Consider the following 22,473-nt stretch of genomic DNA (forward strand, 5'->3'; position numbering starts at 1 on the left):
AAACCCTTCTAAAATAATTTATTGAAATAAATTTATTTATTACTATTCTTACAAAACAAAAAACATAATAAAATAAAAAACTAAATATTTTTTAAAAAATTATAAAATATTAAAAAAATTTAATAATTAAAAATATTATTTTTTAAAAAAAATAATATGAGTAAAATATTTTGTGAAAGATTAAATATTATTAATACACATTTGACAATGTTTTAAATTGATATTTAAAAAAAAATCAAAAAGGACACAAATAGATCAGTTCATAAATGATGTATTATTGCAATATTACGATATAATTTCATATTGATTCACTAAATAATGGTATATGCAATAAATATGGCTAAAAATAAATTATATTTACATCAAATTAATAGATTAAAAATTCCACCGCATTCTTTAGAAGCAGAACAATCTGTATTAGGTGGTTTAATGTTAGATAATGAACAATGGGATACAGTTTCAGAACATGTAGTTGCTGATGATTTTTTTAGTAAACCCCATCGTTTAATATTTCAAGAAATGCAACAACTTCTTGATTTAGGATATCCAATTGATTTGATTACTCTATCTGAATCTTTAGAACAAAAAGGTAAGCTAGAAAGTGTAGGTAGATTTTCTTATTTGGCTGAACTATCAAAAAACACTCCCAGTACAGCTAATATTACTGCATATGCAGATATAGTTCGAGAACGTGCAATAGTAAGAGAAATGATATTAGTAGCTAATAAAATAGCTAATGCTGGATATGATACACAAGGTAGAAAAAGCGAAGAATTATTAGATTACGCAGAGTCAAGTGTTTTTAAAATTGCAGAAAAACGTTTTAAAAAAGATTCAGGTCCAAAAAATGTAGAACAAATTCTTGATGAAACTGTTGCTAGTATTGAAAAATTATTTTTATCACCTCATGATGGAGTAACAGGAATTAATACAGGGTATCAAGATTTAAATAAAAAAACATCTGGATTACAACGTTCTGAACTAATTATTATTGCAGCAAGGCCTTCAATGGGAAAAACAACGTTTGCAATGAACTTGTGTGAAAATGCTGCTATGCTTTACGATAAACCTGTGCTTATTTTTAGTTTAGAAATGCCTGGAGAACAGATTATGATGCGTATGTTAGCATCTTTGTCTAGAGTAAATCAAGCACGAATTCGTACTGGACAATTAAATGATGAAGACTGGGCACGCATGTCTGGTACAATTAATGTACTGCTTAAAAAAAAGAACATTTACATTGATGATTCTTCAGCATTAACTCCAAGTGAAGTCCGTTCAAGAGCACGTAGAATTTATCGAGAAAATAATGGATTAACTTTAATTATGGTAGATTATTTACAACTTATGAGAGTACCCTCTTTATCAGAAAATCGTACCCTGGAGATCGCAGAAATATCTAGAACTTTAAAAGCATTAGCAAAGGAGCTTCAAGTTCCAGTAATAGCATTATCACAACTTAATCGATCTTTAGAGCAAAGATCAGATAAAAGACCAGTAAATTCAGATTTACGTGAATCAGGTTCTTTAGAACAAGATGCAGATTTAATAATGTTTATATATCGTGATGAAATTTACAATGAAAATAGTGATTTTAAAGGAATAGCAGAAATAATAATAGGGAAACAAAGAAATGGTCCAATAGGAACAGTATGTTTGACGTTTAATGGACATTGGTCTAGGTTTGACAATTATTCAGGTGCTAAATATGATTAATTTTTAAAAAACATTTTAATAATTTTTTAAATTATTAAAAAACAACAATTATCAAAAAATATTTTTTTAATTATTTAGCAATAAAAAATTTTACAAAAATAAGTTTTTAAATATATTTAAAATATATTAATAAAATAATTAAAATAATATTATTTTAGTTTTGAATATATAAGTATATAAAATATTTAAATTAAACAAAAAACACCATCTATTTAAAAATGTTTTTTCAAATCATAAGATTAAATAAATGTATAAAAAAATCAAACTTAAAGTTGGAATACTAATGGATTCTATTGAATCTATTAATATTAAAAAAGATTCGAGTTTTGCTATTCTTCTAGAATCTCAAAAAAGAAATCATCTAATTCATTATATGGAAATGAATGATCTTTACTTACAGAATGGTCATCCATATGCAAGGGTTCGTTTAATTAAATTAGAAAAGAACATAAAAAAATGGCATAAAGTCATTGATGAAAAAAATATTTCATTAAATACATTAGATGTTATTTTAATGAGAAAAGATCCTCCATTCGATACAGAATTTATTTATTCAACATATATATTAGAACGTGCAGAAAACGCAGGGGTGTTAATTATTAATAAACCTCAAAGTTTAAGAGATTGTAATGAAAAAATTTTTATATCCTGGTTTTCTGAATTAACTCCCGATACTTTAGTAACAAGAAATTCTTCTAAAATACGTCAATTTTGGAAAAAACATCAAGATGTTATAATTAAACCATTAGATGGAATGGGAGGTGCTAATATATTTCGTATTAAAAAAAATGATCCTAATTTCGCAGTCATTGTTGAAACTTTGACACATTATGAAAAAAATTTTTGTATGGTTCAAGCCTATTTACCAAAAATTAATCTTGGTGATAAAAGAGTTTTAATTGTTAATGGAAATCCGATACCATGGTGCTTAGCTAGGATTCCACAAATTGGTGAAACAAGAGCTAATTTAGCTGTTGGAGGAAAAGGGAAAATACAATTACTCAGTCAAACTGATTGGGAAATAGCTAATCATTTAGCTCCAATTTTAAAAAGAAAAGGTTTAATTTTTGTTGGATTAGATATAATAGGTGATAAATTAACTGAAATTAATGTTACAAGTCCAACAGGAATTTGTGAAATTGAATCAGAAAAAAATATTTCTATTACTAGTATTTTACTAGATTATATCGAAAAAGAAATACAACAGAGATCGAAAAATGATAGTAATTGCATTTGATTTTGGTATAAAAAACATAGGAATAGCAGTGGGAGAAAATATTACCAAGAAAGGCAGACCTTTAAGGGTTTTAAATGCACATAACGGAATACCAAATTGGAATACTGTAAAAAATTTATTAAAATATTGGAAACCTAAATTTTTGATTGTTGGTCTTCCACTCAATATAAATGGTACTAAACAAAATATAACAAAAAAAACAGAAAAATTTGCTTGCTTATTAAAAAATAAATTTAATATTTTAGTAAAAATGCATGATGAACGTTTAACTACTATAGAAGCCAGATCGGTAATATTTCAAAAAGGAGGTTTTAAACAACTAAAAAAAATCAATATTCATTCTCTTTCAGCTGTAATTATATTGGAAAGTTGGTTAGATCAAAATACACTTGAAATTTAATCATTTTAAAAACAAGAAAAAATAAAAATATGAAAAATATAAGTTATAATTATAAAAATTTAAAAAAAAAATACAGAATTTTGTTAAAAACAATAATATCTCTACAAAAAAAATAAGAATTATTACAGTTACTAAAAATCAAAATATTGATATCATTGAACAATCAATATTATTAGGAATTAAAGAGTTCGGAGAAAATTATGCAAAAGAAGGTGTTTGCAAAATACAAAAATTACAAAAATACAAAAATATTATTTGGCATTTTATTGGTAAAATACAATCTAATAAAACTAAAATAGTTGCTCAAAATTTTGATTGGTGTCAAACAATTAATACAGAAAAAATTGCACTCTTATTAAATCAATATAGACCAAAAAATCTACTTCCCATTAACGTTTTAATTCAGATTAACGTTTCTAAAGAACCAAATAAAAATGGTATTAATATAAACGAATATCAAAAATTAGCAAAAGTAATTTCTTTAATGCCTAATCTTAATTTACGAGGAATTATGGCTATGCCTGAAATAAAAAAAAATATTATTGATAATAACATTCAATATAAAAAAATAAAAATTATATTTAATCAATTAAAAAGAAAATATGCATCAGTAGACACTTTGTCATTAGGAACAAGTTTTGATATAAAAAAATCTTTACTTGCTGAAAGCAATATGATAAGAATTGGTCGTAATATTTTTAATAAATAAAATATTTTTATCAAAATTCATTAAAAAAAGTATTCCTATGTTTAAATTATCTCCTATTAGTTTATATATTCATATTCCTTGGTGTTTAAAAAAATGTGGGTACTGTGATTTTCATTCATATGTCAGTCCAGAAATTATTCCTGAGAAAAAGTATATTGAAAATTTATTAAAAGACTTTGAAAAAGATTTACATCTTATAAAAAATAGAAAAATAAATACTATTTTTATCGGTGGAGGAACACCTAGTTTATTAAAAAATAAATCAATAAAAAGATTAATTTATGGTATTAAAGAAAGATATTTTGTTTCTCAAAATGCAGAAATTACTATAGAAGCAAATCCTAAAACAATAGAATGCAAACGTTTTGTTCATTATAAAAATTCTGGAATTAATCGTTTTTCTTTAGGTGTTCAAACATTTGATTCAGATTTACTAAAAAAAATAGAACGCACATACGATTTAGATGAATGTATAAATGCAATTAAAGAATTGAAAAAGGTAAGTCAAAATATTAATTTAGATTTAATGTATGGTTTACCTGATCAAACTTTAGAAAATTCTTTACTAGACTTGAAATATGCTATTGGATATAATCCGTCTCATATCTCATGGTATCAGTTAACTATAGAACCTAATACTATATTTTATTCAAAAAAACTAAACATCCCTAATGATGAAATAATTTTCGAAATGTTCTCTAAAGGAGATAAGTTACTAAGAAAATCAGGATATAAAAAATATGAAATCTCTTCGTATGCAAAACATGATTACCAGTGCCAGCACAATCTTAATTATTGGAATTTTGGCGATTACATAGGAATAGGTTGCGGAGCTCATGGTAAAATTACTCAAAAAAATGGTAAAATCATTAGAACGTTTAAAAACAAAAATATAAAAAATTTTTTAAATGGAAATTATTTGAATTCTGTAAATACTGTTTCTGAAGAAGACATAGTTTTTGAATATTTTATGAATACTTTTAGGTTATATAAACCTATTTTAAAAAAAGATTTTAGAAAAAAAACTCATATAAATGAAATTAATATAAAAAAAAGAATTCAAAAAGCAATAAATAATGGATTTTTAATTAATACAACAGATTATTGGAATACAACAAAAAAAGGTAAATTTTTTTTGAATTCACTACTAAAAATCTTTTTAAAATAAATTAAATATACTATGATATTTTTAATTGAAACATTAAATCAAAAACACGATCACCACGAAGATGTGCCTTTTTTTCAAAATCAGTTATTATACGAGATACAGGACGTATAACAAAATCATTCGTCTTTGATAAATTTTCATAATCATCGATACAGTTAATTCTATCTAATATGTAAAAAGCATATTCTTCAGAATCCGTCACAATATGTAATATACCATTAAATATTAGCTTTTTAGCAAGAACCTTTAAAAAATCACTTTGTAAAATCCTTCGTTTTTTATGACGTTTTTTATTCCAAGGATCTGGAAAAAAAATTTGTACAGTTAATAAAGTGTGATCTAAAATCATAATATTAATAACTTCAATCGCATCATAATAAATTATTTTTAAGTTTTTAAGTTTATAAATATAAGCTAAATTTAAGCACGATCCTATTCCTGATTTATATACTTCTATCCCTAGAAAATTTTTATCAGGAAAATTCATTGCAGTTTGAACTAAAGATCTTCCTGAACCAAACCCAATTTCTAATATAACTGGATCAGAACTATTAAATATAGAAGAAAAATTTAATGGTTCTAGGCAAAAATCAATTCCAATTAACGGCCAATATCTTTTAATTGCATTTAATTGAGATGTAGTAATACGACCTTTACGACATACAAAACTTCGAATTTTACGTAAAAAAATACCATTATGGTCATATTTAGGTGTCAAAATATTATTTTTCATATTTAGTTGCTAATTTAGTTTAAATCAAAAATTTTTAATAATTTATTCGTATAAAATTGAATATATTCTTTAAATTTTTTATAAAAAATGGTTGCTTATTATAATGACAATATATTCTTTTTCCCAATTAGTTCTAAACTGGTACCATTTTTATGGCAGAAAAGATTTACCATGGCAAAAAAACAAAACATTATACATAGTTTGGATATCTGAAATAATGTTACAACAAACTACAGTAAAATCTGTTATCCCATATTTTGAAAAATTCATATTAAATTTTCCAAACATAAAAACCTTAAGTAATGCTAAATTAGACGAAGTTTTACATTTATGGAGCGGTTTAGGATACTATAATAGAGCAAGAAACATTCATAAATCAGCTCAAATCATTCAAATAAAACATAATGGGATATTTCCTAATCAATTTATAGAAGTCATTAAACTACCGGGAATAGGAAAATCTACAGCAGGAGCTATTTTATCTTTATCACTAAATTTTTTTTATTCTATTTTAGATGGAAATGTAAAAAGAATTTTAATTCGTTACTATGGTATTATAGGCTCTTTAAAAGATAGAACAACAGAAAAAAAATTATGGGATATCATAGAGTATATTACTCCAATACATAATAGTGCTAAATTCAATCAAGCCATGATGGACTTAGGTTCATTAATCTGTATACGTGGAAAAGCAAAATGTAATATTTGTCCATTAAATCAAAAATGCGTTGCATATATAGAACAAAAATGGGAAAAATACCCTTTAAAACACATCAAAAAAAAAACTCCTAAAATAATATCTTGGTTTGTTTTAATTAAATTTAAAAATAATTTTTGGATAGAAAAAAATACCAAAAAAAACATTTGGAGAGATTTGTTTTGTTTTCCAAGTTTTGATAGTCAAAAAAAAGCATTAATCTGGTCAAAAGAAAAAAAAATAAATTTAAATAAAAGAAAAAAGATGATATCATTTTTTCATCAATTTAGTCATTTTATTTTACATATTCATCCAATTTTATTTGAATTATCATCTATTTTAGAAATTCATGAAAAAGATAAAATGGGTCTTTGGTATGATTTAAACAATCCTCAACATATAGGATTACCTCGACCTGTAAAAAAAATACTTGAAAGTTTTAAAAAAGATATTTTTTTAAGGGGATAATAAAAAATGCCTCGTATAATTTTTTGTACGTTTTTAGAAAAAAAATCTGAAGGTCAAGATTATCAATCGTATCCTGGTGAATTAGGAAAAAAAATATATAATCAAATCTCTAAAACAGCATGGAAGCAATGGATTATAAAACAAACTATTTTAATAAATGAGAAAAAACTCAATATGTGTAATATTAATGACCAAGAAGAAATAGAAAAACAAATGAAATTATTTTTATTTAAAAAAACTGAAAAAATATAAGATTATTTATAATAACTATTGTGAGTAATTTTTAAAAATTAAAAAACACTTTATCTTAAAATAATACTTTTTACTTTATAAAAAAAATCATACAGTGCTAATATTTGATTCAGGAGTAGGTGGTTTATCTATATTAAAATATATAAAAAAAAAACTACCAAACATACATTATGTATATGTATTAGATAATGAATTTTTTCCTTATGGAAACAAAAAAAAACTTTTTATTATCGAGAGAAGTATTAACATAATTAATATAGTAAAAAAAATTTATCCTATTCAGATAGTTTTAATTGCATGTAATACAGCAAGTACTGCTAGTTTATCTATCTTAAGAAAAAAATTTAATTTTCCTATTATTGGCGTTCTACCTGATATTCACACAGCTAAAAAAATTACAAAAAATAACATTATTGGTTTAATAGCTACTAAAGCAACTATTAATTCTTCTTATATCAAAAAAATAATACAAAAAAAATCTTTTAATAAAGTAATTAAAATTATAGCCACAAATAAATTAGCATTAATAGCTGAAAAAAAAATCAGAGGTATTAAAGTTGAAAAAATAGAATTACAAAATATTTTTCAACCATGGATTAATCTTGCAGTACAGCCAGATACAATTATATTAGGCTGTACTCATTTTTTATTATTAAAAAAAGAAATTCAAAACATTTTACATCCATCTGTTTATTTTATCGACTCAAAAAAAATAATTATATCTAAAATTAAGAAAATTTTTTATAAAACAAAAATTGATCAAAAAATAATAAAAAATATTTTTTTCTATTCAAAAAATAATAAAAAATTACAAGAATTGCTATTTTTTTTACAAGAATACAATTTTAATATAAAAAAAAAATTAATTTAAATTAAAATTTTGATAAAATAATTTTTTATATTTTTGAAAAGTATAAACTAATATACTATTTAGTAAAATAATATTCTTTTTATTAAGAGAATTCTGTTTTAATAAATCTTTAATTTTATCTATATATTCGTTTAAAACACTTGGTTTTAAAACATTTAAACAATATTTAAACCATAATTTTTTCTCATTTTTATTTAATGTCTCTAAAAAATTTCGAGCTCGATAACGAAAAAATAATGTTTTTAAACGAATATCATGAAAATTACAATTAATTTTTTTTAATAAAAACGGTGAAGTATTTCTAATAATTTCTATAATTTTTTTATCATGTACATCAAAAAACGCATTATAAATTTGTAAATCTACATTTGACGAAATACTAAAATCATTTTTTTTAGAAAAAATAACTTTTATTTTTTCAAAAAAATTACTATTTTTTTTTAAAAAATTAATTTTACTATTATATAAAAAAACATCTAAATCAAGTCGACGATAATCTTCAACTCGTATAGATTGAATCGGTGCTAACATTGGACAACGATTAAGATGCAATAAAACTATTCCTAAATTAAATAAATTTTTGATAAAATTATTATCAAAAGATATTTTTTGACATAAAAGAATTAATCTTTCAACATCTTTAAACAAATCAATAGCAATTAGTACATTACTATTATTTTTATGCCATGCTATAGGTAATATACAGCTTAGATTGTAACGAACAGCACCAAAATGATTAGAAATATAAACAATTGGCTCAAATTTTTTTAAATTGATTAATTTATATAACTCTTTTTTATTTCTATTTCTGAAAAAAAAGCTAAATAATTTAGGTTGCATTTTTTTAATCAATTTTGTTATTGCGATAGTTGCATATACATCCGCCATAGCATCATGTGCATTTAAATGAACAATATTATTTATTTTAGTTAAATCTGAAAGTTTAAAACTAACTAGACCTAAATTATTTTTAGGCCATTTTATACCTTTAGGTCTCAAAGCATAACATGCTCTTAATAAAGGTAATATATCCCAACGAGAATTTCCATTCTTCCAACACCATTCATAGGGATCAAAAAAATTTCTATAAAATATATTTCTTGTAATTTCATCATCAAAATTAATGTTATTATAACCAACAATGCACGTATTTGATTGTTTAAAAATATTGAATATTTTTTTAGAAAAAATATATTCATTAGTTCCATGTTTTTGTGTATATTGAGGAGTTATACGTGTAATTAAAACAGAACAAGGATCAGGTAAATAATCATCTGAAGAATAACAATAAAAACATTGTGGATCTTCAATAACATTAAAATCCGTATCTGTTCTAATGCAAGCAAATTGAGCTGGCTTATCTAAAGATGTATGTATTCCAAAAGTTTCATAATCATAAAATAAAAATGTAGAAGTTTTTTTTAAAGACATAATTTTTTTAAAATTTAATAATTAAATAAAACATGTTAAACTTTTAACATTTTGATATTTTTCAAAAAATTAAAAATTAAACATAAATAAAAGGCTTTTTAAAAATGTCAGACACAAAAAAATCATTTAAAAATGTATTAGAATTCGTTCATAAATTTAGAAGAAAAAATAAAATCAAGAGAGAGATATCTGACATTGAAAAAAAAATTAGAGACAATCAAAAAAGAATATTACTTTTAGATAATCTTAGTCAATATATTACATCAGATATGAATTATGAAGAAATTAAAAAGATAATTTTTATGATGAAAAACGATTACGAAGATAGAGTCGATGACTACATTGTGAAAAGTGCAGAACTTTCTAAAGAAAAAAGAAACTTATCAAGAGAACTAAAACTAATTATTAATTAAATTTTTTCTCCCCTGACTGGATTCGAACCAGTGACATACGGATTAACAGTCCGCCGTTCTGCCAACTGAACTACAGAGGAATTTAATAATATATATCAAAATTTTATCCATCTGTCAAATATATATATTTTTTTTTTTAAAAAACATGAAATTTTAAAAAGAACTCTAGATTATTAGAAAAAATTGATTTATAGTATAAAGATAGAAAAAATATGGCCCTTTAGCTCAGTGGTAAGAGCAGGCGACTCATAATCGCTTGGTCGCTGGTTCAAATCCAGCAAGGGCCACCAATAAAAAATTACTGCTTTTTTTATAAAATTTTCTAATAAAAATTATCATAATTTTTAATATCAACTAAAATGTTGATATTTTTTAAAATATTATTTTGAATTTTATGATAAATTAGGATTTAATTTTTATGCACTGGAAAAAACAATTTATTGACTTTTGTTTTAAAAAAAAAGCTTTAAAATTTGGAACATTTACACTAAAATCAGGACGTTGCAGTCCTTATTTTTTTAACTCAGGTCTATTATCTAACGGTAAAGACATTGTCAAAATTGGTTTATTTTACGCTCATTCTATAATAGACTCAAAAATAGAATTTGACGTTTTATTTGGTCCAGCATATAAAGGTATTCCTATCGCTGTAGCAACCTCCATAGCATTAAAAAATTACTATAATTTAAATATTCCATATACTTTTAATAGAAAAGAAAAAAAAACATATGGAGAAAAGGGCAATTTAGTAGGCAATATAATTCAAAACAAGAAAATTATTATTTTAGATGATGTAATAACATCAGGAACTGCAATACATCATTCTATTAAAATTCTTGAAGAACAAAACGCACATATATCTTCTATATTTGTACTTCTAGATAGAAAAGAAAAAGGGAAAAGAGATTTATATAACGTGAATTATCTCAGTAACAAAAAAAGTTATAAAATTATTTCAATAATTACAATTAAAGATTTAATTAATTATTTACTAGAAGATAAAAAATTAAAAAAACATGTACCAGAATTAGAAAAATATCGTCAAAAATATGGTCTTAATGAATAAATATAAAAAATAACATAAAACATATTTAAAAAGTTCCAGAATGTCCAAAACCTTTTTCAGCACGTATGGTTTTATCAAAATTTTTTACTAAAGAAAAATTTGGTCTAATAACTGGAATAAATATTATTTGCGCTATCCTATCATTAGGATTTATATAAAAAATTTTTTTACTACGATTCCAAAGGGATATCATTAATTGACCTTGATAATCAGAATCAATTAAACCTACTAGATTACCCAGAACAATTCCTTTTTTATGACCTAATCCAGAACGAGGTAAAATCAGTGCTGTTATATTAGGATTTTTGATGTATATTGCTATACCAGTTGAAACTAAGATAGTCTTTTCAGGTTTTAACTTAATTTTTTCTTCTAAACAAGCTCGAAGATCTAAACCAGATGATCCTGAAGTTGCATATGTTGGTAGTAAAAATTTTTTTTCAATACTTAAATCCATAATTTGTATTTCAATATTATTCATAATAAAATTCTTTCTTGATTAGTAAAAACAATTTTTGATTAAAACATTATATTGACAATGCACAAAAACCAGAATTAATAAAAGAAGAACAAGAAGATAATGAATAGTTTAAATCATCGCCTGTCCACGTCTTTACTGTTCCACCCGCAGCAGTAACAATAGCTTGACCTGCAGCAGTATCCCAAATATGGGTTTTCCCAAATCTTGGGTAAATTTGTGCAGTACCTTCTGCAATTAAACAAAATTTTAGAGAAGAACCCATTTTTTTTAATTTATAATTTTTTATTTTTTTTAAATAATTGTTTAATTCTTTATCAGGATGTGAACGACTAGTAATTAATAATGGTGTGTTCTTTTCTGAATAAGAAACGCTAATTTTTTCTTTTACACCTGGTTTGATTTCTTTCCAAGCGTTGTTATTAAAAGAAGAGTATAAAATGTTTGAAAAAGGAGCATATATCACTCCTAATACAGGAATTCCATTTTTAATTAAACTAATATTTACTGTAAATTCACCATTTTTTTTCAAAAATTCTTTAGTTCCATCTAAAGGATCAATCAACCAATAATCTTTCCAAAAACGATAAATATCAAAATTATGTGATTCTTCTTCGGAAATGATTGGAAAATTAGGATTTATTTGTATAAGTCCTTCTTTAATTATGTTATTAGCTTCACGATCAACATTAGTTATAGGAGTTTTATCCGATTTATAAGAAATATTTATAGATTTTTGAGAGTTATAAAATTTCATAATTACACTTCCTGTGTAACGCGCTAACTTACAAACTTTTTCTAACATTATACTTTTACACATCTTTAATAGTAATAAGAAATAAAAATTTCTAAAAATTTAATTTTTTGAAATAACATTAACTATAAAATCAATACATATTTCGTTATGTGGTTGAAATATTACTTTATGTTCTCCGACTTTGCGCAATAAACCATTCGGTAGACGAATTTCTTTTTTATTTAATTTAATACCTAAAGACATCATTTCTTTTATTATATTTCTAATACCTACAGAACCAAATATTTTACCTTCTTTACCCACTTTAGAAAAAATTGTTATAGCTTTTATTTTTTTTATTTTGTCAGCACGTGACTGTGCTGTAAGAAATTTATTAATATTTTCTTGTTCTAATGCAACACGTTGAGCCTCAAAAGATTCGATATTTTTTTTATGAGCTAAAATAGCTTTACCTTTTGGAATCAAAAAGTTTCTTGCATAACCAGATTTAACATGAATAACTGAACCAGTATTACCTAATTTATGAATTGTTTCTAAAAGAATTATTTCCATTATTTAATCTCATATATTATTACACATAAATAAATTTATTATTTAACGGTGTTGATCAGTATAAGGTAACAAAGCAAGATATCGAGCTCTTTTAATAGCTCTAGATAGTTGTCGTTGATATTTTGCTCGAGTACCAGTAATACGACTAGGAACAATTTTTCCACTTTCTGTAATATAGTTTTTTAAAATAGTAATATCTTTATAATCTATCTCTTGAATGCCTTCTGCAGTAAAACGACAGAATTTTCTACGACGAAAATAACGAACCATGTATATGTTCTCCAATAATAGTAAAAAAATTAAATATTTTTTATTGTTTATAATCTTATTTATTATATTAATAACAAATTTTTAAAAAAATTAAATTTAAATTTGTTTTTTTTCTTTTTTTTCATCTTTTAATTTAATAATAGGTGAAGGCTCGGTTATTGCTTTTTTCATACATATAATCATATTCCGAAGAACTATAGTATTAAAACGAAATTCTGTTTCTAAGAAATTAATAGCTTTAGAAGTAACTTCAATGTTCATTAAAACATAGTGTGCTTTTTGTAATTTATTAATAGAATAAGATAATTGACGTCTGCCCCAATCTTCTAAACGATGTATAATACCTGAATGATTATCAATAATTTTTTTATATTTTTCAATTAACACTGGAACTTTTTCACTGTGATCGGGATGAATCATAAAAATAATTTCATAATGACGCATAAAAAGATATGCTCCTTTTGGTTTTTTTAGCTTCCTTATGAGGTAATTATAGATATTTTCAAGGAAGCAAGGAACTTTTTTAAGTTTATAGATAATTTTATTACATATGGTATTTTAGTTTAATAAAAAAATCAATGAAATTTCATTGTTAAAATAAAAACGCATAAGAATTATATCAAAGATAATTCTATTTTACGTTCATTTAAATTGACAGATATAACTTTTACTTTTAGTGTATCACCAAGACAATAAGTGTTTTTTTTAGATTTTCCAATTAATTTAAATCCTAAGGCATCAAAATAATAATAATCATCATGTAAAGATGCTATATGAACTAATCCCTCAATAAAAAAGTGATTTAAACGAACGAAAAATCCGAAAGAAGTGACATTAGAGATTACACCTGTCAGTATATTACCTATTTTTTTATGCATAAAATCACATTTCAACCAATCTACTACATCTCGAGTTGCTTCATCAGCACGTCTTTCAGTCATAGAACAATGAACACCTATTTTTTTTATTTCATTTATACCGTATGCATAAGTATTAGAAGTATTGTATTTACTAAAGGAAATATTTTCGTTGTTTTTTGATAATAAATATTTTATAACTCTATGTAAAATAAGATCAGGATAGCGTCGAATAGGTGAAGTAAAATGAACATAACTAGATAAAGACAAACCAAAATGCCCACAATTATCTGGAGAATATACAGCTTGTTTCATAGAACGTAATAAAATTATTTGAATCATTTCGTATTCAGGACGTTTGGAAATATTTTTTAATAAATTTGCATAATGAATGGATTCTGGATTTTCTCCTCCTGATAAAGTTAATCCTAGTTCTTTCAAAAATAAACGAAAACTAGCAACATTATCTTTTTTTGGACGATCATGATTACGAAATAAGACGGGATATTTATATTTTTCTACAAAAGATGCAGAAGCTGTATTAGCTAATATCATACATGATTCAATGAATTTATGCACATCATTTCGAATGTTTTGAGAAATATGTTTAATTTTTAAGTTAGAATCTAAAAGAAATTTTGGCTCTATATTTTCAAAATAAATACCTTTCCTAGAAAAATTATATTTATTTAAAGTTTTTTGTAAATATGATAAATTTTCAATGTCTTTTAAAAATTTTTTATACTTAAAACGTAAAAAAGTATCACCATTCCAAATTTTAAAAATTTCATTATATGTAAATCGTCCATGAGAAGATATAACAGCTTCATAATGTTTATAGCTAATTAACTCTCCTTTTTTAGATAAATTCATTTCACATATTAAACAAAAACGTTCTTTATAAGGTTTTAAAGAACATAAATCTGTAGAAATTTTTTCTGGTAACATAGGTATAACTAATGAAGGAAAATATATAGATGTACCGCGTTCTAATGCTTCTTTATCTAAAGCAGTATCAGGTTTAATATAATAACTTACATCTGCAACTGCTACCCATAAATTCCATCCTTCTTCTAAATCTGTTTTTTTTTCACAAAAAACCGCATCATCAAAATCACGAGCGTCTTCATCGTCAATAGTGAAAAAAGGAAGATGTCTTAAATCTATTCGATTTTTTAAATCAAATGGATTTATTTTATCAGTAATTTTACATAATTGGTTTTCAACTTCTTTAGACCACAACGAAGGAATAGAATGAGTACGTAGTGCTATATCAATAGCTAAACTAGTGCCCATTTCTTTTCCAAGAATTTCTACTATTAATCCTTGTATTCTGTTTTTTCTTATAAAATGTTGTTTTAATTTTACAACTACAATAGATCCTATAGAAATATTCTCTTTAATAGATGAAAGGACAAAAATCTTAAAATTAAAACGAGTGTCATTCGGAATCACAATTTTTTTTTCATGATGAATATAATATCTACCAACAATTAATACATTATTAGGTTGTAATATTTTTAAAAATCTAGCAGAACTTCGTCTTTTTCTATCAGAATTTACTATATGAGCTAAAATAATATCTCCGTGAATACATAATTTCATTTGTTCTGAAGAAAGCCAAAGATCTTCTTTTAATGTTTCTGTTCTAAGAAAACCATAACCATCTCTATGACCTATTACTTTTCCTTTAACAACTTTTAAATTTTCAGGAGTAATGTAAAAACGGTTTTTAGTATATATAACTTGACCATCTCGTTCCATTGCTCTTAATCGTCGACGTAATGCTTTTTTTTCTTCTTGATTATTGATACCAAATTTCTTTTCTAAATGTTTTTGACTTATTAAATTTTTGCATTTTTTAAGACATGAAGAGATGTATTCTCGACTTGGAATAGGGTTTTTATATTTACTGGCTTCTCTTTTTTGGTAGGGATCTACTACCATATTTACTTCTCCATTTATATTATTTTATAATATATATAAATTATAGTTAATAATTTTTTTAAACATGCTCTTATATTTTTATAGAATTATTTCTAATTTTTCAAAAATCAAACATCTTATATTTTTAGAGTAAAATGGTTTCAAAATTTATCTTTTATTAGAAAAGATTTCTTACTAAGATAATATTAGAACGTTCAGGACCTGTAGAAATTATATCAATAGGAATTTTAGTTATTGTTTCTATACGTTTTATATAATTTTGAGCTTCATAAGGTAAATCTTCTAGTTTTTTAATACCTAAAGTTTTCTTTTTCCATCCTGGTAAAATTTCATATATTGGCTCTATATTCTCCCAATCATATACTGTATCAGGATATGATATAATCTCTGAAGTATTAGTATTTTTATAAGATATACAAATTTTTATCTCATTTAAACCATCTAATACATCTAATTTTGTTATACATAAGCTTGACAAAGAATTGATTTTTACTGCTCGACACAAAGATACTGTATCTAACCAACCAGTCCGTCTTTTTCTACCTGTTGTAGAACCAAATTCATGACCTTTTGTTGAAAAATGTTCATCTATATTATCAAATAATTCAGTAGGGAAAGGACCATTACCAACTCTTGTAGAATATGCTTTAGTTACTCCAAGTATACGATTTAAACATCTAGGACCTACTCCAGTACCTGAGATAATGCCACCAATAGTAGTATTAGAAGAAGTAACATATGGATATGTACCATGATCGATATCTAAAAAACTACCTTGAGCGCCTTCAAAAACAATTTTTTTGTTATTTTGAATAGCTTTATGTAAAATATGAGTTGTATCTTGAATCATATCTTGAATTAAATCTATTATTGGTAGTAAATCCTTTAAAATTATTTTATAATTAATAGAATTACATTTGTAAAAAGATACTAGCTGATGATTATAGTAATCTACTATTTTCTCTAAACGTGTTGATAATTTTTTTTCATCTTTTAAATCTTTTATACGTAATCCTCGACGAGCAATTTTATCTTCGTATGCTGGTCCAATACCTCTTCCCGTAGTACCAATTGCATTAATTCCTAATCTTTTTTCACGCGCAATATCCATTTCAATATGATATTTTAAAACTAAAGTAGCTGAACTAGAAATCAGTAAACGTTTTCTAACAAAAATACCACGTTTTTCTAATTTTTTTATTTCTTTTATTAGTTCTAACGGAGACACTACCACACCATTAGCAATGACACCAATTGTATTATCATGCAACAATCCAGATGGAATTAAATGAAGAATAATTTTTTCTCCATTTACAACTAAAGTATGACCTGCGTTATGACCTCCTTGACATCTTACAACATATGCAGCATCTTCAGTTAGATAATCTACTATTTTACCTTTTCCTTCATCACCCCATTGTGTTCCGAGTATTACAATATTTTTATTCATTTTTAATAACACCTACTATTTTTAAAATCTTTACGTTTATAAGAATATTTTATTCAATTTTAATCATTTTATTTATATATTTAAAAAATTTACCATCTGGTTGAATCAACATAATATTACCATCATTTTTAAAACTATTTTCATAAGCACGTAAACTACGAATAAAAAAATAAAAATAAGGTTCTTTATTATAATTTTGTGCAAATAATCTCGTTACAATAGCTTCTCCTTCACCTTTAATCATTAATGCTTCTTTTTGTGCTTCTGCTAATATTATAGAAACTTTATAATCTGCAGCTGCACGTATTTTTTCAGCTTTTTCTTGTCCTTGAGAGCGTTGACTTCTAGCTACAGCTTCTCTTTCTGCTCTCATACGATTATATATCGCATCAGATACTTCGATAGGTAAATTAATTTGCTTAATGCGAACATCTACAACTTGTATTCCTAATGCATTCATACTATTAACATTAATTGACGATTCTTTTTCTAAATGTATAGTTCCTTTATTTAAGGTGTTAAGAACATCTTTTGTTAATCTTCCTCTAGAATCAGTAACAATTTCTTTTACATTAAGACAACCTATTTCAGAACGTAAACGATCACTAAATTTTCTTTTTAATAAGACTTCAGCTTGAAATATATCACCTCCTCCTGTAGCAAGATAATAACGACTGAAATCATTAATACGCCATTTAATATAAGAATCAACAATTAGATCTTTTTTTTCTTTTGTAACAAAACGATCAGCTTGATTATCCATAGTATGAATCCGTCCATCTAACATTTTAACTGTTTCTAGAAATGGAAATTTAAAATGTAATCCAGGATTATATACTACAGTTTTTTGTTCATTATTACGTAAAACCTTACCAAATTTTAAAACAATACCACGCTCTCCTTCTTTAACAATAAAAAAAGAAGAAGAAATAAAGAAAAATAATATACTTAATAGACAAATAACAGCTTTATTCATATTCATTCTCTCTCTGGATTTTTCACATGACTTCGTATTGCATTAATACGACGTTGTTCTAAAATATTTTTAGGAGATAATGAAGAAAAATAATTAATATTTTTATCTTCTTTAGAAGAACGAGAATAATTTTTGCTAAAATTAACATTGTTTGTAAAGTTTTTATCAACTGATTTTTTATTAGAAAAAAATTTATCTAAAGACAGAAAAAACATTGAATTACTTTTTTTATCAATAAATATTTTTCTATTTTTACTTAATAATCTTTCCATTGATTCTATATAAAGACGTTTCAAAGTTATTTTTTTAGCTATTCTATATTCAGGTAAAATTTTAGCAAAACGAGCGACTTCTCCTTCAGCCTCTAAAATTATACGTGATGAATACGCTCGTGCTTCTTCTAAAATTCTTTGTGCTTGACCATGAGCTTTCGGTTGAACTTCATTTGAATATGCCTCAGCTTCACGTACATATTGTTCACGATTTTCACGTGCTGCTATTGCATCATCAAAAGATGTTTTTACTTCTTCTGGAGGTCTAGCTGTTTGAAAGTTAACATCTAATATCGTTATCCCCATTTGATATGGCTTAATTGTTTCTTCAATTTCTCTTTGAGTATCACTACGTACTAAAGTACGTCCCTCTGTTAACACTCGATCCATAGTTGAACGACCAATTACACCACGTAATGCACTATCTGTTGCTTGACGTAAACTATCATCAGGGTATAAAACAGAAAACAAATAGTCAGAAGGGTTAGTTATTTTATATTGTACATTCATTTCTACATGAACTACATTTTCATCTGAAGTTAACATTATCCCTGATGTTGCTAATTCCCTTACAGTTTCAACGTTTACAGCTTTTACTTCGTTGATAAAAACAGGTCTCCAATTTAATCCTGGTTCGACTAAATGACTAAATTTTCCAAAACTTGTAACAACGCCACGTTCAGTTTCTTTAATAGTATAAAACCCACTAAAACACCAAACAAAAAAACTGATAAAAATTATTATTAAAAAAGGATGTAAATTTTTTTTTGGTGTATTTGAGGAATAAGTTGTTTTAGTAATAATATTTTTCATATTATAGAAAAAACTTTTTATATCTGATACACTTTTTTTTTCAGTTAATTGTTTTCCATTGTTATCACTTGAACAGCTTTTTTTGTCATCTTTTTTATCCCCCCAAGGATCAAATTCAGGTTTTTTATCATTTGGTTTATTCCAGGCCATCTTATGCCTCATTTATTAATTTTATTACTTAAATAACTTAAAAAATAGTCAAATTTATTTACAATAAAATTCATAAAAAACACAAATACAGAAAATACATAGTATGTTTTATAAGAATAAAAATCTATTTTTTCTAAATATTTTTATTGTATTCTTTTGTCTATTTTTAATTTTTTTCAAGTATATATAATAATTGTTTAATTAAAACATCATTATTAGAACTATATGACAATTTATTAAGATTTTTCCATTTTTTTAGCCATGTTAATTGATGTTTAGCAAGTTTTTTTGTAGCATAAATAATTTTATCAAGCATTTCCTTATGATTAATTTTATATTCAAGATATTCCCACATTTGACGATATCCTATACATCTAATAGATGGTAAATTTATATGTAAATCTCCTCTAAAAAATAACAATTCTACTTCTTCTTGAAAACCTAGCATCAACATTTTCTTTATACGCAATTCAATACGATTATTTAACCATTCTTTACTTGGAGGTATAATTGCAAATTGAAAAATAGTATATGGTAATTTATGGTTATTATTTTTTTTTAATTCTGTTAAATTTTTACCGGAAAGATAAAACACTTCTAAAGCTCTTAATAATCTTTGAATGTCATTTTTATGAATTCGATTAGCAGAAGTAGGATCTATTAATTCTAATTGTTTATGCAAAATTTTTTTTTGATTGTTTAATAAATATTCACGAATTTTAATATTAGACGGTGGTAAAATAGATAATCCATTTAATAATACATTATAATAAAACATGGTTCCACCAACAAGACAAGGTATTTTCCCTAATTTAACAATATCATTAATTTCTTTTAGTACGTCACTATAAAATTCTGCAACTGAATAATTTTCAATTGGATCTTTAATATTTAATAGACGATGAGGATGATTTGATAAATCAGAAAGACTTGGTTTTGCTGTTCCAATATCCATATTACGATAAATCAAAGCAGAATCTACACTAATTAATTCTATTGGCAAATACTCTCTAAGAGAAATAGCAAATTGAGTTTTTCCAGATGCTGTTGGTCCCATTAAAAAAAGTACTATGGGTTTTTTTTTTTATTTTTTTTGTGAAAATTCATATTTTTAACATACATAATGCTGAATTAATATTTATTTTTTGTAATAATCTAGGCGGAGGATTTTTTAATAAAAAAGGACAATAATATTGCATTTGCAACAATACTGAAATTCCATCAGTATAATTCCAATTTTTTAATTCTATAAAAAGATTAATATAAAACCAATTAATTATATCTGAAATTGATACTCTTCTTTTGACGAATAAAAATTTAAAAAACTTTGATATCGTTATATCAATGTTTTTATTCATAAAACACACTGGAATAAATTTTAAAATAACATAATTTTTCTTAAAAATTAAATAGAATCCAAAGAGTAATAATTCTTCTTGATGATTTAATAAAATTGAATACTCTTTAAATATCAAATTGATTTTAATATTAGCTAAAAAATATTTAGGTATTTTTTTTTCTTTTATATCAATTTTTAATTGATATTTTTTAATTATCGCTTGAGCTAAGGGAAATGAAATAAGCGAAAAATTATCATACTGATGAATTAAACCATAATACTTGCGCACAACGATTAACAAGCGCTGAAAAGAACAATCATATTTTTTAAAAAAACTATCAAATGTAATATTTTTTTCTTTTTTTTTGATATTTTTTTTTGAAAAAGATAAAGATGTTATTTTTAATAAATATTTATTTTGATTTTTTTTTAAATTATGTAAAATACTGTTATAAATAAACGTATATATTATATCAAATTTATTGAATACAATTTCATTTTTTGTAGGATGAATATTTATATCAATTTCATTAGATGGGACTGTTAAATATAAAACAAATGAAACATATTTATTTCCTACTATTTCTTTATAAGCAGAACAAACAGCATTCACGATAAGATTATTACGAATATAGCGATTATTAACATAACAATATTGAATTTTTTTTAAATTATTAAAATATCGAGGATATGATATCCATCCAAATAGCATAATATTATATATTTTTGATTTTATCTCTAATAATTCATTGATATTGATTTTATTTAAAAACACATCTTTCAATCTATCAATTTTATTATTTGAGTTTTTCAAAGCATTATATTGTACAATTATTTTTTTGTTATGTTTTAGAGAAAAATTTATATGAAAATGTGATAAAGCAATTTTTTTAATTACTTCAAAAATTTTTAAAAATTCTAATTTTTGATTTTGTATAAATTTTAGTTTAACAGGTATATTATAAAATAAATTTTCTACTAAAACAGTAGTTCCTTGAGGGTGCGCTATTGGTTGTAAAACTATTTTACTATCAATAAAACCTTCTGAATATATTTTCCAAGCAACATTATTTGGTCTATTAGAAGAAATTAAAGTAAATCTTGAAACTGCTTTAATACTAGCTAACGCTTCACCTCGAAATCCAAAAGTGTTAATTGAATCTAAATCAGATAATGAATTAATTTTACTAGTAGCATGACGAGTAATCGCAAGTAATAATTCTTTTTGATCAATACCAAAACCATCATCGTTCAAAAAAATAGATTTAAAACCATTTTGTTCAATTTCAATATTAATATTTTTTGCATTTGCATCTATACTATTTTCGATAATTTCTTTAATAACAGACGCTGGTCGATCAATTACTTCTCCGGCAGAAATTTGAGATGATAAATCGGATGACAATATACGAATAGGCATTATCTTATTCTCTAATTTAGTTCAATAAATT

At 24.3% G+C, this 22,473-nt stretch carries 23 protein-coding genes and 2 tRNA genes; 11 read left to right on the forward strand and 14 right to left on the reverse strand.

Going from position 1 to position 22,473, the window contains the following annotated elements; genetic code table 11:
• Positions 1-318: 318 nt before the first annotated feature.
• The 5 genes from dnaB (at position 319) to hemW (ending at position 5,230) form a co-directional block, all read left to right on the forward strand.
• Positions 319-1,716, forward strand: coding sequence for a replicative DNA helicase (gene dnaB / locus D9V66_RS02800; protein WP_158365917.1), 1,398 nt, complete (start codon positions 319-321; stop codon positions 1,714-1,716).
• A 247-nt stretch (positions 1,717-1,963) separates the two neighbouring features.
• Complete coding sequence (gene gshB / locus D9V66_RS02805) at positions 1,964-2,953, forward strand: glutathione synthase (protein ID WP_158365919.1); 990 nt, start codon at positions 1,964-1,966, stop codon at positions 2,951-2,953.
• Positions 2,934-3,353 (forward strand): Holliday junction resolvase RuvX, encoded by a 420-nt coding sequence (gene ruvX, locus D9V66_RS02810; protein ID WP_158365921.1) that lies wholly within the window; start codon positions 2,934-2,936, stop codon positions 3,351-3,353. Before gshB ends, ruvX begins: the two co-directional genes overlap by 20 nt.
• 121 nt (positions 3,354-3,474) lie before the next feature.
• Positions 3,475-4,062: a YggS family pyridoxal phosphate-dependent enzyme gene (locus D9V66_RS02815; protein WP_261979339.1), complete on the forward strand. Its 588-nt coding sequence runs from the start codon at positions 3,475-3,477 to the stop codon at positions 4,060-4,062.
• 37 nt (positions 4,063-4,099) lie between these two features.
• The gene (gene hemW / locus D9V66_RS02820) at positions 4,100-5,230 is read left to right on the forward strand and encodes a radical SAM family heme chaperone HemW (RefSeq protein WP_158365925.1); all 1,131 of its coding nucleotides are present in this window, start codon (positions 4,100-4,102) and stop codon (positions 5,228-5,230) included.
• 10 nt (positions 5,231-5,240) lie between these two features.
• On the opposite strand, the gene trmB is transcribed toward hemW, so the two are convergent.
• Positions 5,241-5,963 carry a tRNA (guanosine(46)-N7)-methyltransferase TrmB gene (trmB, locus tag D9V66_RS02825; protein WP_158365927.1) on the reverse strand — a complete coding sequence of 241 codons (723 nt, stop codon included), beginning with the start codon at positions 5,961-5,963 and terminating at the stop codon, positions 5,241-5,243.
• Between the two features lie 103 nt (positions 5,964-6,066).
• On the opposite strand from trmB, the gene mutY reads away from it, so the two are divergent.
• From mutY to murI, 3 genes are all read left to right on the forward strand, one after another.
• Positions 6,067-7,128, forward strand: coding sequence for an A/G-specific adenine glycosylase (gene mutY / locus D9V66_RS02830; protein ID WP_158365929.1), 1,062 nt, complete (start codon positions 6,067-6,069; stop codon positions 7,126-7,128).
• Positions 7,129-7,134: 6 nt separating this feature from the next.
• The gene (locus D9V66_RS02835; protein ID WP_158365931.1) at positions 7,135-7,380 is read left to right on the forward strand and encodes an oxidative damage protection protein; all 246 of its coding nucleotides are present in this window, start codon (positions 7,135-7,137) and stop codon (positions 7,378-7,380) included.
• A gap of 94 nt (positions 7,381-7,474) precedes the next feature.
• Positions 7,475-8,251 carry a glutamate racemase gene (gene murI, locus D9V66_RS02840; RefSeq protein WP_187308377.1) on the forward strand — a complete coding sequence of 259 codons (777 nt, stop codon included), beginning with the start codon at positions 7,475-7,477 and terminating at the stop codon, positions 8,249-8,251.
• Here the strand turns inward: murI and sbcB are convergent.
• Complete coding sequence (sbcB, locus tag D9V66_RS02845) at positions 8,243-9,682, reverse strand: exodeoxyribonuclease I (protein WP_158365933.1); 1,440 nt, start codon at positions 9,680-9,682, stop codon at positions 8,243-8,245. The two genes, murI and sbcB, sit on opposite strands and share 9 nt — an antisense overlap.
• 104 nt (positions 9,683-9,786) lie before the next feature.
• On the opposite strand from sbcB, the gene D9V66_RS02850 reads away from it, so the two are divergent.
• On the forward strand, positions 9,787-10,095 hold the full coding sequence (locus tag D9V66_RS02850; protein ID WP_158365935.1) for a DUF496 family protein: 309 nt from the start codon (positions 9,787-9,789) through the stop codon (positions 10,093-10,095).
• 7 nt (positions 10,096-10,102) lie between these two features.
• Here D9V66_RS02850 and D9V66_RS02855 read toward each other — a convergent pair.
• Positions 10,103-10,175: transfer RNA gene (locus D9V66_RS02855), tRNA-Asn, on the reverse strand.
• 134 nt (positions 10,176-10,309) lie between these two features.
• On the opposite strand from D9V66_RS02855, the gene D9V66_RS02860 reads away from it, so the two are divergent.
• A tRNA-Ile gene (locus D9V66_RS02860) sits at positions 10,310-10,385 on the forward strand.
• A 128-nt stretch (positions 10,386-10,513) separates the two neighbouring features.
• A complete protein-coding gene (pyrE, locus tag D9V66_RS02865) occupies positions 10,514-11,161 on the forward strand; it encodes an orotate phosphoribosyltransferase (protein ID WP_158365937.1) in 648 nt (215 codons plus the stop codon).
• 25 nt (positions 11,162-11,186) lie between these two features.
• On the opposite strand, the gene dut is transcribed toward pyrE, so the two are convergent.
• The 11 genes from dut to mutL form a co-directional block, all read right to left on the reverse strand.
• Positions 11,187-11,645 carry a dUTP diphosphatase gene (dut, locus tag D9V66_RS02870; protein WP_261979340.1) on the reverse strand — a complete coding sequence of 153 codons (459 nt, stop codon included), beginning with the start codon at positions 11,643-11,645 and terminating at the stop codon, positions 11,187-11,189.
• A gap of 43 nt (positions 11,646-11,688) precedes the next feature.
• Positions 11,689-12,444 (reverse strand): 3'(2'),5'-bisphosphate nucleotidase CysQ, encoded by a 756-nt coding sequence (cysQ, locus tag D9V66_RS02875; protein ID WP_158365941.1) that lies wholly within the window; start codon positions 12,442-12,444, stop codon positions 11,689-11,691.
• A 51-nt stretch (positions 12,445-12,495) separates the two neighbouring features.
• Positions 12,496-12,948, reverse strand: a complete 453-nt coding sequence (gene rplI / locus D9V66_RS02880) for a 50S ribosomal protein L9 (protein WP_158365943.1) — start codon at positions 12,946-12,948, stop codon at positions 12,496-12,498.
• Between the two features lie 42 nt (positions 12,949-12,990).
• Positions 12,991-13,218 (reverse strand): 30S ribosomal protein S18, encoded by a 228-nt coding sequence (rpsR, locus tag D9V66_RS02885; RefSeq protein ID WP_158365945.1) that lies wholly within the window; start codon positions 13,216-13,218, stop codon positions 12,991-12,993.
• A gap of 96 nt (positions 13,219-13,314) precedes the next feature.
• On the reverse strand, positions 13,315-13,662 hold the full coding sequence (gene rpsF / locus D9V66_RS02890; RefSeq protein ID WP_158365947.1) for a 30S ribosomal protein S6: 348 nt from the start codon (positions 13,660-13,662) through the stop codon (positions 13,315-13,317).
• A 170-nt stretch (positions 13,663-13,832) separates the two neighbouring features.
• Positions 13,833-16,022 carry a ribonuclease R gene (rnr, locus tag D9V66_RS02895; RefSeq protein WP_158365949.1) on the reverse strand — a complete coding sequence of 730 codons (2,190 nt, stop codon included), beginning with the start codon at positions 16,020-16,022 and terminating at the stop codon, positions 13,833-13,835.
• A 157-nt stretch (positions 16,023-16,179) separates the two neighbouring features.
• Positions 16,180-17,472, reverse strand: coding sequence for an adenylosuccinate synthase (locus tag D9V66_RS02900; protein ID WP_158365951.1), 1,293 nt, complete (start codon positions 17,470-17,472; stop codon positions 16,180-16,182).
• A gap of 49 nt (positions 17,473-17,521) precedes the next feature.
• Positions 17,522-18,448, reverse strand: coding sequence for a protease modulator HflC (hflC, locus tag D9V66_RS02905; RefSeq protein WP_158365953.1), 927 nt, complete (start codon positions 18,446-18,448; stop codon positions 17,522-17,524).
• A 2-nt stretch (positions 18,449-18,450) separates the two neighbouring features.
• Entirely contained in the window at positions 18,451-19,683 is a 1,233-nt protein-coding gene (gene hflK, locus D9V66_RS02910) for an FtsH protease activity modulator HflK (protein WP_158365955.1), read from the reverse strand.
• A gap of 166 nt (positions 19,684-19,849) precedes the next feature.
• Complete coding sequence (gene miaA / locus D9V66_RS02915; protein WP_158365957.1) at positions 19,850-20,740, reverse strand: tRNA (adenosine(37)-N6)-dimethylallyltransferase MiaA; 891 nt, start codon at positions 20,738-20,740, stop codon at positions 19,850-19,852.
• Positions 20,741-20,786: 46 nt separating this feature from the next.
• Complete coding sequence (mutL, locus tag D9V66_RS02920) at positions 20,787-22,442, reverse strand: DNA mismatch repair endonuclease MutL (protein WP_158365959.1); 1,656 nt, start codon at positions 22,440-22,442, stop codon at positions 20,787-20,789.
• Positions 22,443-22,473: the final 31 nt, after the last annotated feature.

The sequence above is a fragment of the Buchnera aphidicola (Brevicoryne brassicae) genome, from assembly GCF_005082825.1.
Classification (GTDB): Bacteria; Pseudomonadota; Gammaproteobacteria; order Enterobacterales; family Enterobacteriaceae; genus Buchnera; species Buchnera aphidicola_AK.